Raw genomic sequence first — 13,912 nt, 5'->3', positions numbered from 1 at the left:
TACGGAAACGTAATCAAAGCCTTCTTTCAGAGGAAAGGGGGCTTTTTTCATGCCCCTCGAACACCATTGGAGGGAGAGAAATTAGATGCATTTGGAAACAAAATTAGTTCAGGCAGGCGTAGGAAAAGACGAAAAGACAGGGGCGGTGAACTTTCCGGTATATTATGCTACCGCTTATCGCCACCCATCCTTGGGACAGAGTACCGGATACGATTATACCCGTACAGCCAACCCAACCCGCTCGGTTTTGGAGGTAACAATTGCCGAAGCAGAAGCAGGTGATGCCGGCTTCGCGTGTGCATCTGGAATGGCTGCTGTTCATACCGTTATGGGCTTGTTTTCCCAAGGTGATCACCTGATCGTATCGCTCGATTTGTACGGCGGAACCTATCGCTTGTTTGAGCAGCTGCTCTCGCGATATGGGCTGACATTTACGTATGTAGATTTGCGAGACATCCAAAAAGTAGCGGATGCGATTCGTCCGGAAACAAAAGCCATTTTTGTAGAGACGCCTACGAATCCGTTGATGCAGATAACAGATATTCGAGAAGTAGTACAGCTGGCAAAGAATCACGAGCTATTGGCGATTGTAGACAATACATTCATGACTCCTTACTGTCAACGCCCACTCGAATTGGGAGCGGACATCGTGCTTCACAGTGCAACGAAATATTTGGGAGGACATAATGATGTTCTAGCAGGCTTGATTGTAACAAAAGGAGCGGAGTTATCTGAAAAGATGAGGTTTTTGCATAATTCCATTGGAGCTGTGCTCGGACCACAAGATAGCTGGCTCTTGGTTCGTGGAATGAAGACACTAGCTCTGCGCATGGAGCGGCATGAAGCAAATGCGTTTGCTGTAGCCGCCAAGCTCAAAGAGCACCCGGCAGTTGCTGAGGTCTTTTATCCGGGGCTTGCTGAACACCCTGGTCACGACGTGCAAAAAAGTCAAGCAAGCGGATTTAGTGGCATGGTATCGTTTCGGGTAAGGTCGGTTGAACAGGTGGGACTGTTTTTACAAAATTTGCGAATTGTCTCTTTTGCAGAGAGCTTGGGCGGTGTAGAGTCGTTGTGTACATATCCTACGACACAGACACACGCGGACATTCCGCAAGAGGTACGGGAATATGTGGGGGTATGCGACAGGCTATTGCGACTGTCGGTAGGGATTGAGCATCCGGATGATCTGATTGCTGATCTGACGCAAGCATTGGATGCAAGCCTTGTTGTAGGGGGGGCGCTACGATGAACTTTGCTACCAAGGTATTACATGGTACTTCATGCTTCGATCCGATCACGGGTGCATCGTCCGTCCCAATTTATCAGGCGTCTACGTTTCATCAAGCAGACCTGGACCAACCAGGAACCTTTGATTATGCGCGCTCGGGCAATCCAACCAGAGCTGCTCTGGAAGAAGCGATTGCAGGCTTAGAAGGGGGAGAACGAGGCTTTGCTTTCGCCTCGGGGATGGCTGCAATATCCAGTGTATTCATGCTTTTCTCAGCAGGTGACCATGTGGTAGTGGCGGAGGATGTTTACGGCGGGACTTTCCGGTTTTTAACCCGGGTATTATCGAGAATGGGCATCTCCGTGACTTTTGTAGACGCGAGCCAAACAGAAGCAGTTCGTACGGCGATTACCCCAACTACAAAAGGAATCTATCTGGAAACCCCGTCGAATCCAACCTTGAAGGTGACAGATATAGCAGCGGTATGCCGGATTGCTAAACAACATGACTTGCTGGTCATTGTAGACAATACATTCATGACTCCATACTACCAGCGCCCTTTGGAGCTAGGTGCTGACGTTGTCATTCACAGCGCGACCAAGTTCATCGGCGGACATAGCGACGTAGTCGCCGGATTGGCTGTCACTCGTGATGCTGCGCTGGGAGAACAGCTGTACTTTATTCAGAACGGCATGGGAGCCATTCTTGGCGTGCAGGATTGCTGGCTCGTAATGAGAGGACTGAAAACGCTCAAGGCCCGACTGGATGTCAGTACAAACACAGCAGAGCAGCTGGCGAATTGGCTCTCGGCACATCCTGAAATTACGAGCGTCTACTATACAGGCCTTACGGAGCATCCTGGACACCAGGTACAAGCGAGTCAGTCTAGCGGGCATGGCGCCGTGCTTTCCTTTGATGTAGGGAGTCGTGAGCGGGCGAAGGCATTGTTTGATCGGGTGAAGCTCCCCATTGTGGCTGTTAGCCTTGGAGCTGTCGAAACCATTCTCTCCTATCCTGTGACCATGTCACATGCGGCGATGCCAGCAGAAGAGCGGGCAGCACGTGGAATTACCGATGGATTAATCCGTCTATCTGCCGGCCTCGAGGACGTCAATGATTTGATTGAAGATTTGAAGCAGGCATTGGAAAATCTGCCGCCACTCCAAAAAATAGAGGAAGAAAAAGAGGCATTCTCCCGGGCTTAGCCTGAGGGGAATGCCTCTTTCTTTTTCAGGAACAACCAAGACATCAAGGTGTGGTCCCACGATTAACGTTAATCTTGTCATTTCCATGCGGGGTTGCTTTTCCGTCCTTGTTCATTCGCTGTTCATTTGTCTTCGTAGTAGGCTCTTCCTTCTTTTGGACATTGCGCGGCAGCTGAGGAATGATGCGACCCACAATATCCGCCAGTTCTTCAGCAAATCCGGAGATAGGATGTCCCTGACGAATATCAGCTGACATTTCCTTCAGTCGCTGCACAATGTCAATATCAGCAGTGACGATTGCATTTGCGCCTTGAGGATCTTCCTTGAGGGCTTCAGCAACGGAGTATTTGATCACTCCGACTTCTGGACGATCGAGATGAGCATCTACATCAATCCCGACGACAGCCATTTTACCAATCACGACAGCGGTAGCGCCATGCACTTTTTTGACGCGAGTGGCCAGCTGTACGAGACGATCAGCTGTCGCTTGAGAAGATTGATTGTATTGTGGCTCGGGGGCAGTCTGTTGTACACGCTGAGTATGTGGCGCTTGCTGGTTGGGCTGTGGCGCAGCCTGATTCGCCGGTGGTTTATTGCTCGACATGCATGCAGTTAGCAGCAAGCAAGCACCGAGGCAGCCGATTACAATCCGTTTCACAGGCATTCTCCCTTTCCCAAAATTGCCTTCCTTGAACTTCGGAGGGCAGGGTTACAAGTATTGTGTTCCTGCCTGTCTCATTTCATTCTGCCAATGGTCCGTCTATCTGTGGGACACCGAACATAGACTTTAGTACATCACGTCGCCACACTTGAGCATCCCTCCAAAAATTGCATAGGGTATATAAGATGGGTATTAGGAGGCGAGATTTTGAAGAAAATCTACGTACTGGACACCAACGTACTCCTGCAAGATCCACGGGCGATGTTTTCCTTCGCTGACAACGAGATTGTCATACCCGCTGTGGTGTTGGAAGAAGTCGATTCCAAGAAGAGGTACATGGATGAAATTGGCCGCAACGCTCGGTACGTATCGCGGCTTTTGGACAGCTTTCGGGAACTGGGGCACTTGCATACCGGAATCACGCTGGAGACGGGCGGATTATTCCGGGTAGAGCTGAACCACTCCTCCCTGCACAAGCTGCAGAAGCAATTTACAGAGATGACGAATGACAACCGTATTTTGGCGGTTGCCCTGAATTTGCAGGAAGAAGAGAATTTGGCTCCGCAGCCTCGTCCTGTCATTCTCGTCAGCAAGGACGCCTTGATGCGGGTCAAAGCCGATGCCTTGAATATTTCCGCAGAGGATTTTCTTTCCGATCGAGTCGTCGGTGAGCATTCCAGTATTTACACAGGGTATCAAAAAATGATGGTGGCTTCTGAGATCATCAAGACGTACTACACAACAAGAAAGCTGCAGTTAGCCTCCTGTTTCCCTCGTTACCGTTTTTACCCCCATCAATTTCTGGTGCTAAAGGATGAGTTAAACCCGTCCATATCGGCAATCGGCAAGGTAGACAATGATGGGAAGACATTGGAGATGCTGGTGTCAGATGATGATCCGATTTGGGGAATTCGAGCCCGCAACGTGCAACAGCGTATGGCTACAGAATTATTACTTCGGGATGACATTCCGCTCGTCACCATGACGGGCAAGGCCGGAACAGGAAAAACCCTGCTGGCATTGGCCGCAGGTTTACTGCAAATTGAGGATCAGCAAAAATACAAAAAACTGCTGGTGGCACGTCCCATCGTTCCATTAGGAAAAGACATCGGTTATTTGCCCGGCGAAAAAGAAGAGAAGCTGCGGCCGTGGATGCAACCGATTTATGATAATTTGGAATATTTATTCAACACAAAGCGTCCTGGCGATCTGGATAAAATACTTGCGGGAATGGGGAGCTTGCAGGTAGAGGCTTTGACCTATATACGTGGACGCTCCATTCCAGGTCAATTCATCATCATCGATGAAGCGCAAAATCTGACCAAGCATGAGGTCAAAACGATTTTGACTCGCGTAGGCGACGGATCAAAAATCGTCTTGATGGGCGACCCGGAGCAGATTGACCATCCGTATTTGGACGAGAGCAACAACGGGTTGACATACGTCGTCGAAGTGTTCAAGGACCAAAAGCTAGCAGGTCATATCCGGCTGGAAAAAGGGGAGCGCAGCGTACTCGCACAGCTCGCTGCGGATTTATTGTAAGCGGCGTGTATATATTTTAAAAAACGGTTCATACTAGTTTTTGTCGAGCCCGATGATTCATGTTAAACCGGCGCATAGCCTTGCAGGAGGCGAAGATCCGTGGATAACGATGATCAAGCAGTCGACGAAAGTCGCGATGGCGAAAACCGATTCCTTTAGATAACTTTTCTCTACTATGGAGGTTGAAGTGCTAAAGAGAATAACCGGTAGAACCCCATAAAAGCAATTGGGCTCGACAAAGGACCGCTCCCTTCTTGGGAGCGGTTTTCCATTTTGCAAGGCTTTGGTATGGACAAAAAAAGAACGCGGGAAATGTTTCCCACGTCCTGGGCTAATCTATTTGGAACCGGCAGCGATTCCTTTGCGTAATCCGGAAATACATCCCATATGCATGCCTTCATGGAATAGTGTAAAGGTCAGCATTTCGCCATAGGTGTAAATGGTGCCTTTATCACCCAATTGAAATGGTTGCGGCAATGGCTCATTCAATCGATCCTGCAATGCTTCCTTGATGCGAGCTGGCTGTTCCTTCAAGTGAGCACCTAATGTCTCCAAGGAAGGAATATCCCCTTGCCAATTGGCGGGTTTGGTGGAAGGAGCGAACAAGGCACCATAAGCTGGTGGCAGTTGTACTCCCGCAGGGCCAAACAACAGGAAATCTTGACATAGAAGGATATGTCCCAGGTTCCAGCGGATGTTATTGTTAAAATTGTCCGGAATGATATCTGCAGTTTCTTCGTCGATGCTTGCGAGCATAGCTACCGTCATACCACGAATCAAATCGTACTGATTCCAAATGAATGCTTGATCTTGCATGGAAAATGACCACCTTTCCTTTATGTAGAATACCATTCTCATGTTACAGCAAAACAGGCTAGTCGGGAACAGGATGTAGTTACTTTTTAGAAAATTCGCACCAGAAATGAATGCAACCACGCTGCGCCAAGGTCATAGGGTGCAGCCATGTTTTCTAAGCAAGTTGTCCTCGTCTCTCCATATATATGATGATAGGGGAGGGGAAAAGATGGTCACTCTGGATTCTTCTATCGCATTTTTAATTTATATTACAGCTGTATCGAGTGCTGCCGCAGGAGTAACAGAAGCCTGCAAGTCTGTCATCCCTTTTTTATCTACAGATTATGAAGCGAGAAACGACTGCTGGGAAGATCACAATCACGCGGCGAGACTCATGCATCACAAACGATTTTTTAATCTGCTTATTTCTGTTGTAGCAGCGAGCGGAATATTTGGGATGCTCGGCTTGGATCCGGCTCTAATCCTGACTGGTGCCGCTTCTGCCTATGTGGAAAACTCCTGGCAAGTCGGTACGTGGCTCTGGGGAATTGTAGCGGTTTTTGGCTCTCCGTTTTTTGCCTCTTTGTTGAAGATTTTAGAAGGCTTCAAACAAAACGTGAGCAACAATCAGCCCCCCAATCGCCCCCGCCAAAAGGTTAGCGGCCCACGAGAGTAAGACTCTCCTTGCTCCTAGCTTATGGGTAAGGTAAGATAAGCGGTGTACATACCGGGCTAGAGTAGGTGAGCGCTATGAATCGTAGAAACATGCTTCACATAATGGCAATTTTCGCATTAGCCGTTATGATGCTGGTTGCTTGTTCCTCGCAGAATGGGATGGCAGACTCTTTTGATCCTGAGAATCAAAAGGAGTATGGCATCAACGGTATTTATGTAGGTCAAAACATCAAAGAAGCGATGGAGCAGCTAAAGCCAAACAAGGCTGATTTTATGGACATGGTATCCAGAGAGAGCTACACGGTGGAGGAGATGGCATCGGGAGCGGGTGAAGCAGTGATGGGCATGCTGCTTGTGAATCGCACCCAAGTGATCGTCAAAGTGAAAAAAGGCGTGCTTCAATCGATTATGCTAGGTGGCGTTGCAAAGGAAGACGCGGAAGTGCTCAAGACCAATAGAGGCTTGGCGATGTACGCCAGCAGCGACGAAATGAAAAAGCTGTATGGCGATGCAACCGGAGAAAAGGAAGTCGTGTACAAAGGCAGCAAGTACATGGCCAACTTTGGTATTGCCGATAATAAGGTTGTCTGGTTCCGATTTGATCATCTGTAATTACAGATCGTCTTCTTTTCCATGAATGGAGGAAGACGGTTTTTTTTGCTAGGTATTGACTGTTGACGATGTTTTTTATAAAATGAGTCAAGTGCAAATAATTCATACTAAACAACTAGGTATTATATGAATTTTGTGTATGCACTCTACTTGAATATATGGGGCTGACCCGACAACGGGAAGCAAACTGATCGAGGTTTGTTTCTTGTTGTCTTTTTTTACGTATAAAAATTTTTAAGCATGAAGCTGATAAATTCTGGAGCGCATGGAAACTTTCCGCTAAAACGCGCATTTGGAGGTTGTCGTATGGCATATATCAACACGGGGCGTATTGCACAGGAAAAGCTGAAAGCAAGAGATGCTATAGGTGTTCGATACCGGATTGGCCGTACCTATGAAAAAATGTTGAAGAATCAGCTCTACAAAATACTCCTTTTCGTTTCCGGATTACCAATCAACCTGGTTGTGGCAGCTGTCTTTTTCATTCAAAAGCGATCCGACCCCTTTCTCAAATGGAGAGAGGAAACCAAGCTTCGTTTATGCGAAGAAGGAGTAGAAAAACAGCTAACTGCGGATATTCGCTTTGAGCTCACAACCAAATACATCTTTTTCAATAAAGAGGTAAACGAAAGCAAGCTGCAAGCAGAAACGAAAAAGCTGGCAGCGAGGTTGTTTCAAGATGAGGTGACAAAAAAAGTCGATGACGCGATGAAAGCTGCCGGGATCAGCAAAGTTACATACGGCAGTACGTTTTCCAAGCTGATTAATCATCCGTTGTTTTTTGCAGCGTCTATGATCCCCGGAGTCTTGATGTATTTGTTCATTTACATCTATAGCAAGCCGTATTTGAAATATGTGTTTGATCGCCTAGTCATGATGGTCTTTGTTATTTTTGGAGTTACCTTTCTGGTGTTTACGATTTTGTATTTATCCCCCTTGGACCCTGCAGCGAACATTTTGGGGCAGACCGCAACATCAGAGCAGCTGCGACACTTTAATCAGGTTTATGGACTGGATCAGCCTTATCTCATCCAGCTATGGAATTCCTTCAAAGGGCTCGTCACGTTTGATCTGGGCAAATCGTTTGCTGGAAATGAAATGGTATCGACAGAGATTATTCGCAAGCTGCCGATTACGCTTCAACTGACAGTGATTTCATTGATCATCGCTATTTTGATGGCGATACCGTCGGGACTTATTTCAGCGACAAGACAGTATTCTTTCTTAGATTACGGCTTTATGGTACTTGTGCTGCTCGGACTATCGATCCCTGATTTTTGGCAGGGGCTGGTCGCCATCTTATATTTCTCGATCAAGGTACAGTGGCTCCCGGCTACCTTTAATCCGGACAACTGGTTGTCGGTCATCAATCCAGCGATCGTTTTAGGAACGGGACTGGCAGCCTCGGTTGCTCGAATGACGAGATCATCTACCCTTGAGGTGATTCATCAGGATTACATCGTGACAGCCAAAGCAAAAGGATTGAGTGAAAGAAAAGTGATCCTGAAGCACGCGTTGGGTAATGCGCTTATACCAATCGTTACCGTAATTGGCTTGCAGTTCGGCGGTATGCTTGGCGGGGCTGCCGTAACGGAAAAAGTATTTAATATCAACGGGATAGGCAGCTACATCGTCGATAAACAATTTATTCCGGATATTCCGGGAATTTTGGCGGGTGTGATCTATGTGGCCGTGACCATTTCGATCGTGAACCTGATTGTCGATTTGCTGTACACCTTTCTTGATCCCCGAATTCGTTCCAAAATAAGTGATTACTAAAGCAGGTGCATGGATGAGAACACACTACGAAAAACGAGCGACCAAACGCAAGCTAAAAGCTTTTCAGGAATACAAGCTTTCGAATTTTGCCGCATCGGCATCAATCGTTTTGGCCATTTTGTTTGGACTTAGTGGCTATGATCTTTTTGAGCGGACGGTATCGATACCTTTTCTTATATTGGCAGGAATTTATCTCTTGTTCGGAATACTACAGCTACTCGTTTCAGCGAAAATCCGAAGCGATATCATACAGCGAAATACGATTCAAGCAACAACCAGGATCTTTGGCTTTTCGCTTATAATCGCCTTGCTGACAGGAAATATTTTTGTTGCCATTGCAGCACTTGACATCATCAAAAAAGAAAAATCAATTGAGTACATGCTATCCATCTACATGGCGCTGACGAACATTTGTATTATCCTGATCTCGGCATTGAATCTGTTCAAGCCATATGTTGCGGATCTGTTCCTCTTGGGGATGGGGATTCTTCTGTCGGTCAGTGTACTGCACATCGTAGCGATGATACTAATCGGTCTTTTTGTAAAAAATGGCGATGTGTCAAGGATTTTGCTGCCACTTGCGTACTTGTTGATTCTGACTGCGGCCACAGGCAATGTGTTCTCGCTGCTGCTAGGACTCATGTTGTTGCACAAAATCAGGCATGGCAACAAGGAAGTTCTTGTCACCTGGGTGGATATTGTCCGAAGACTGTTTCGAAACGCGATGGCGGCACTTGGTCTTCTCTTTATTACCATTCTGCTTTCGCTATCGATTTGCAGCTATTTCACTTTTGAATATTCGCTTGCCGTCGAGAACAACTATTAAACCTTGTTGCTTTCGCCAAGTCTGGAGTATCCGTTTGGAACCGATGATTTTGGCAGATGCGTATTTTCTCGAATCGTCTTCGGGGGGCGAATTTCTCTGCTAGTCGGTATTTTGACGACATTAATCCCAGTAATCATAGGTGGATTGTTAGGTACCGTATCCGGCTTTTATGGCAAGTACGTTGATAACTTCATCATGAGAGCGCTGGACATTTTATATGCAGTTCCTGGCATGCTGCTCGCCATTGCGATCGTCGCTGCCTTTGGAGCGAATACGACCAATTTGATTATCGCTCTCAGCATCGGATACATCCCTACATATGCGAGGACGATGCGGGCTACGGTACTTAGCGTGTCCAACTTCGAGTTTATCGAGGCAGCGAGAGCTTGTGGGGCAAAGGACCACGCGATCATCTTCAAGCATATCATCCCGAATTCGTTGGCACCGGTCATCGTCAAAGCGACCTTAACGATTGGAATAGCTGTCATTTCCACGAGCAGCCTGAGCTACTTGGGACTGGGTGTGGAACCTCATATTCCGGAGTGGGGAAACATCTTGAAAATAGGAAGTGCGTATCTCGAATCGAAGTCATACCTGGCCGTTTATCCAGGCATCGCAATTATTTTAATGGTGCTATCGTTTAACTTTTTTGGAGATGGACTAAGAGATGCCTTGGATCCAAAGCTGAAATAGAAGATGGGTGAGACAGTGGAAAACATACTCGAAATCAAAAACCTCCATGTCCATTACGTGACAGAAGACTGTGTAGTAAAAGCAGTGAATGGCGTGAACCTGAAGCTTAAAAAAGGAGACAGCCTAGGAATTGTCGGCGAAACGGGAGCGGGCAAAACGACAACTGCGCTTTCCGTGATCCAGCTCATTCCTGACCCGCCGGGGATCATTGTGGACGGCGAGATTTTGTACAAAGGGAAAAACTTGATCCACAACACAGAAAAAGAAAACAAACAGCTGCGCGGAAATGGCATCTCTATGATTTTTCAGGATTCTATGACGGCACTCAACCCGATCATGCGTGTCGGTGACCAGCTGACGGAAGCAGTCATGACCCATAAAAAAGTGAGCAGGGCGGAAGCGAAAAAGCAGGTCATCGAGCTACTTGAAACCGTCGGGGTAAAAGCGGATCGTTACAGTGATTACCCGCACCAATTTTCCGGGGGGATGAAGCAGAGAGTACTGATCACGATGGCTCTTCTATCCAACCCCGAGCTGTTGATCGCAGACGAGCCTACGACTGCTCTGGATGTAACGATCCAGGCGCAGGTGCTCGAGCTGATGAAGCAGCTGCGAGAGCAATACAGCATGTCCATGATATTGATCAGCCATGATTTGGGAGTAGTCGCCCAGACTTGCAATCGGGTAGCGATCATGTACGCGGGGGAAATCGTTGAAATTGGCACTGTTAAAGAGGTGTATACCAATCCGAAGCACCCGTATACGATCGGACTGTTCGAATCGATCCCCAAGCTGGAGGAAGATCAGGAGATGCTTTATCAGATCGAAGGAAGTACGGCCAATCCCGCTGCATTACCCACAGGCTGCTTCTTTCATCCCCGTTGCAAATATAAGATGGACATTTGCGAAACGAGTTCACCAAAGATGCAGGGAGAGCTGCATCTGAGTAAATGTCATCTCCAGGTACGAGATGAGGTGAGGGCATGAGCTTACAAAATTTACTGGAGATTAAGCATGTAAAAAAGCTCTTTGCGGTTCCAAAAGGCATGCTGCATGCCGTAGATGACGTGTCATTTAGCGTGAAACAGGGGGAGACGCTCGGGATTGTCGGGGAATCCGGCTGCGGAAAGAGTACACTCGGACGCGTCATACTACGACTGCATGAGCCGACAGCAGGCAAAATCTTGTTTAAAGGAATGGACATCACAACCTTTTCGAAAGAGGAAATGCGGCAAATGAGGCAGCATATGCAGATTATTTTCCAGGACCCATATGCTTCGCTGAATCCGAGAATGACCGTTTCCCAAATTATTGAGGAGCCGTTGACCTTTTTTCGCATCTACAAGTCAGACAAGGAGCGAAAGGCAAAAGTAGCTGAGCTGATGGAGTTGATTGGGCTGCCGCAGAGTGCCAGCAATTCTTATCCACATGAATTTGACGGGGGACGCAGGCAGCGGATCGTCATTGCCAGAGCACTTGCGATCAACCCCAGCTTCATTGTGTGTGATGAGCCTGTCAGCGCGCTGGACGTATCCGTTCAAGCGCAAATCCTCAATTTGATGGTGAAACTGCAAAAAAAGCTGGGACTGACTTATATGTTTATTTCGCATGATCTGTCGGTCGTCAAGCACATCTCAGATCATGTGGGTGTCATGTATTTGGGACAGCTCATTGAGAAGGCAACGAAATCGACTTTTTTCAAGCGGCCGCTTCATCCATACAGTATGGCACTCTTGTCGGCGATCCCTTCTGTCAACGTGCTGGACAAGAAAGACAAAATCATTTTGAAAGGGGAGATTTCATCGCCAATCAATCCACAGCAAGGCTGCCGATTCGCTCCGAGATGTCCTTTTGCACAGGGCATCTGTCTAGAAAAAGATCCAGAATGGAAGGAAGTCGAGACAGAGCATTTTGTCGCCTGCCATCGTGTGGAAGAGCTGGCACAAGGACTGATTCACTATCATTAATTCTCATTTTTTAAGTGGTTCATTTTATCGCGACATCATACGGTCAGGGAGGATTTCAGATGAAAAAGAAAGGATTATCCGCACTACTGCTCAGTACCTTGCTAGTGATTGGGGGCTGCGAGGTTGCTACGAAGAAGGATGTAGTCAAGGAGGATAGCAAAGAGCCGAGTGTGCAAAAGCCAGTTGAGATTGTGCTGCTAACGCAGAGCAGAGACGAAACAGATGCCAACGTCATTCGCGACCAGCTATCCAAATCAGGATTTAACGTAAAGCTGAATCTGCAACCCGATTTCGGCAGCTACACGGCTCAGGAAAAGGCAGGGAACTATGACGTGGCAATATCCAGCTGGACGACGGTAACGGGCAATCCCGACTATGCGGTCAGATCGTTGTTTAAAACAGGAGGCGACTATAACAAGGGACCGATCAGCGATCCTGAGATTGACGAGCTGATTGATAAAGCGGCCTCGCAAACAGCTGAGGAGTATAAAGAGACGTATGAAAAATTGGAACAGCGCCTCGTTTTTGATAAAGCGTATATTGCACCGCTCTATGTTTCGTTAAAGAGCCAGGGCTTAAATCATACCGTGCTGAAAGAGAGCAGTGTCCGTTTGTCCAAATCCCGATCGATGGTGTGGGAAGCGATTGATTTTGTCGATGAATCGAAGCGGGATAAGGACCCATTAATTTTGCAGCAAGCGATATCGAGCTTGACCTCGCTGGACCCGATCAAAGGCAATGATGGTTCCATCAATATGCTGAATACAAATATGTATGTCCGTCTGGTGAATCTCACCGATGATGACAAAATCACATCTGAGGGTGCCCTATCTCACAATTATGCGATTGCTGAGGGGAATTCGGACTATTACTTCCTGCTGCGCGATGATATCAGCTTCGCCAAGATCAAGGATAAGCTAGCCGTTGATTCCGGGGAGCGAGTGGGAGCCGAGGATGTTATTTTCTCGCTGAACCGCGCGAAAAACAAGGATGCAGTTCCCGACCATCGCACATACAGCCTGCACGAGCATATTCAAAATGTCGAGCTCGTTACAGATCCAACCGTCCTGTCCACAGTAAAACAATCCGGTGCTGGAGGTACGATCAAAGAAGCGCTTGAAAAAGGATTAAAGGCGCCAATTCATGAACTTACAAGTAATAAAGCGGATGTGAACAATCAATCAGGGAAATACCAGGTGGTCAAGCTTACGACGACAAAACCATTCCCGCAGGTGTTGAACTATTTGGCGCATCAATCGGCAGGGATTGTTTCCAAGAAGCAGGTAGAGAGCATCAATACATTTGACGTGGCAAAATATGATGTGAACAAGGATATTTCCTACGGGGACCAGTCGACAGTAACAGAAGGGGCTACCTATAACAATGCACTTGCTGCAAGCGGACCGTACATCCTTTCCTATAAAAATGACTACGAAGCTGTCTTTTATAAAAACCCTGGGTATCGAAAGGGGACTGAATTCGAGCCGAAAATTTCCAAGGTGGTTGTGCGCTTCATAAAAGACGCGGACAGTGCACTCGCAGCTCTCCGCAGTGGCGAAATTCATGTGTACTACGGCATACCCGAAACGAAGTTTGATTTAGTGCAAAATGATAGCAAGCTCAAGCTGCAAACACTCGAAAGCAACGGAGTAGCCTATCTTTTGTTCAACCTGGAGAACAGAGAGGTATCCAAGAGCGAAGATTTGAGAAAAGCTGTCCTGTATGCGATTAATCAGGAGGAATTGATTAAAACGTATAATGACAATAAATTCAAAGCATCCTCTACCTTGACGCCATTAGTCAAAACAGGACTGGAGCTGCAAGCAGATTCAAACAAAGTGAAGGAATACTTGAAAAAGTATGCTGAGAGCAAGTAAGAAATAACAGCTACTCAAAAACGCCTACCCCTATTGATAAGGGAGCAGGCGT

11 protein-coding genes and 1 pseudogene are annotated in these 13,912 nt (G+C 47.2%); 10 read left to right on the top strand and 2 right to left on the bottom strand.

The window, feature by feature from the left end:
* Window positions 1-85: 85 nt before the first annotated feature.
* On the top strand, window positions 86-1,249 hold the full coding sequence (locus C3B52_RS17655; protein ID WP_103107718.1) for an aminotransferase class I/II-fold pyridoxal phosphate-dependent enzyme: 1,164 nt from the start codon (window positions 86-88) through the stop codon (window positions 1,247-1,249).
* Window positions 1,246-2,433, top strand: coding sequence for a trans-sulfuration enzyme family protein (locus C3B52_RS17650; RefSeq protein WP_103107717.1), 1,188 nt, complete (start codon window positions 1,246-1,248; stop codon window positions 2,431-2,433). The genes C3B52_RS17655 and C3B52_RS17650 overlap by 4 nt, the downstream gene beginning before the upstream one ends.
* Window positions 2,434-2,476: 43 nt before the next feature.
* On the opposite strand, the gene C3B52_RS17645 is transcribed toward C3B52_RS17650, so the two are convergent.
* A complete protein-coding gene (locus C3B52_RS17645; RefSeq protein ID WP_103107716.1) occupies window positions 2,477-3,097 on the bottom strand; it encodes a YhcN/YlaJ family sporulation lipoprotein in 621 nt (206 codons plus the stop codon).
* 204 nt (window positions 3,098-3,301) lie between these two features.
* On the opposite strand from C3B52_RS17645, the gene C3B52_RS17640 reads away from it, so the two are divergent.
* Complete coding sequence (locus C3B52_RS17640) at window positions 3,302-4,636, top strand: PhoH family protein (protein ID WP_103107715.1); 1,335 nt, start codon at window positions 3,302-3,304, stop codon at window positions 4,634-4,636.
* Window positions 4,637-4,972: 336 nt separating this feature from the next.
* Here the strand turns inward: C3B52_RS17640 and C3B52_RS17635 are convergent, their stop codons facing one another.
* Window positions 4,973-5,452: a DinB family protein gene (locus C3B52_RS17635; protein WP_103107714.1), complete on the bottom strand. Its 480-nt coding sequence runs from the start codon at window positions 5,450-5,452 to the stop codon at window positions 4,973-4,975.
* Between the two features lie 208 nt (window positions 5,453-5,660).
* Between C3B52_RS17635 and C3B52_RS17630 the strand changes: the two genes are divergently transcribed.
* From C3B52_RS17630 to C3B52_RS17600, 7 genes and pseudogenes are all read left to right on the top strand, one after another.
* Window positions 5,661-6,107, top strand: coding sequence for a hypothetical protein (locus C3B52_RS17630; RefSeq protein ID WP_103107713.1), 447 nt, complete (start codon window positions 5,661-5,663; stop codon window positions 6,105-6,107).
* A gap of 74 nt (window positions 6,108-6,181) precedes the next feature.
* Entirely contained in the window at window positions 6,182-6,718 is a 537-nt protein-coding gene (locus C3B52_RS17625; RefSeq protein ID WP_103107712.1) for a hypothetical protein, read from the top strand.
* Window positions 6,719-7,024: 306 nt separating this feature from the next.
* Entirely contained in the window at window positions 7,025-8,497 is a 1,473-nt protein-coding gene (locus C3B52_RS17620; protein WP_103107711.1) for an ABC transporter permease, read from the top strand.
* A gap of 13 nt (window positions 8,498-8,510) precedes the next feature.
* Window positions 8,511-10,016 (top strand): annotated as a pseudogene (locus tag C3B52_RS17615) (ABC transporter permease).
* 3 nt (window positions 10,017-10,019) lie between these two features.
* Window positions 10,020-11,003: an ABC transporter ATP-binding protein gene (locus C3B52_RS17610; protein WP_201264904.1), complete on the top strand. Its 984-nt coding sequence runs from the start codon at window positions 10,020-10,022 to the stop codon at window positions 11,001-11,003.
* Window positions 11,000-11,983 carry an ABC transporter ATP-binding protein gene (locus C3B52_RS17605; protein ID WP_103107710.1) on the top strand — a complete coding sequence of 328 codons (984 nt, stop codon included), beginning with the start codon at window positions 11,000-11,002 and terminating at the stop codon, window positions 11,981-11,983. Before C3B52_RS17610 ends, C3B52_RS17605 begins: the two co-directional genes overlap by 4 nt.
* 59 nt (window positions 11,984-12,042) lie before the next feature.
* Window positions 12,043-13,860, top strand: coding sequence for an ABC transporter substrate-binding protein (locus C3B52_RS17600; protein WP_103107709.1), 1,818 nt, complete (start codon window positions 12,043-12,045; stop codon window positions 13,858-13,860).
* The last annotated feature ends 52 nt before the right edge of the window (window positions 13,861-13,912 follow it).

The sequence above is a fragment of the Brevibacillus reuszeri genome, from assembly GCF_002897295.1.
Lineage (GTDB): Bacteria > Bacillota > Bacilli > Brevibacillales > Brevibacillaceae > Brevibacillus > Brevibacillus reuszeri_A.
This window is presented reverse-complemented; position numbering and strand designations above follow the sequence as displayed.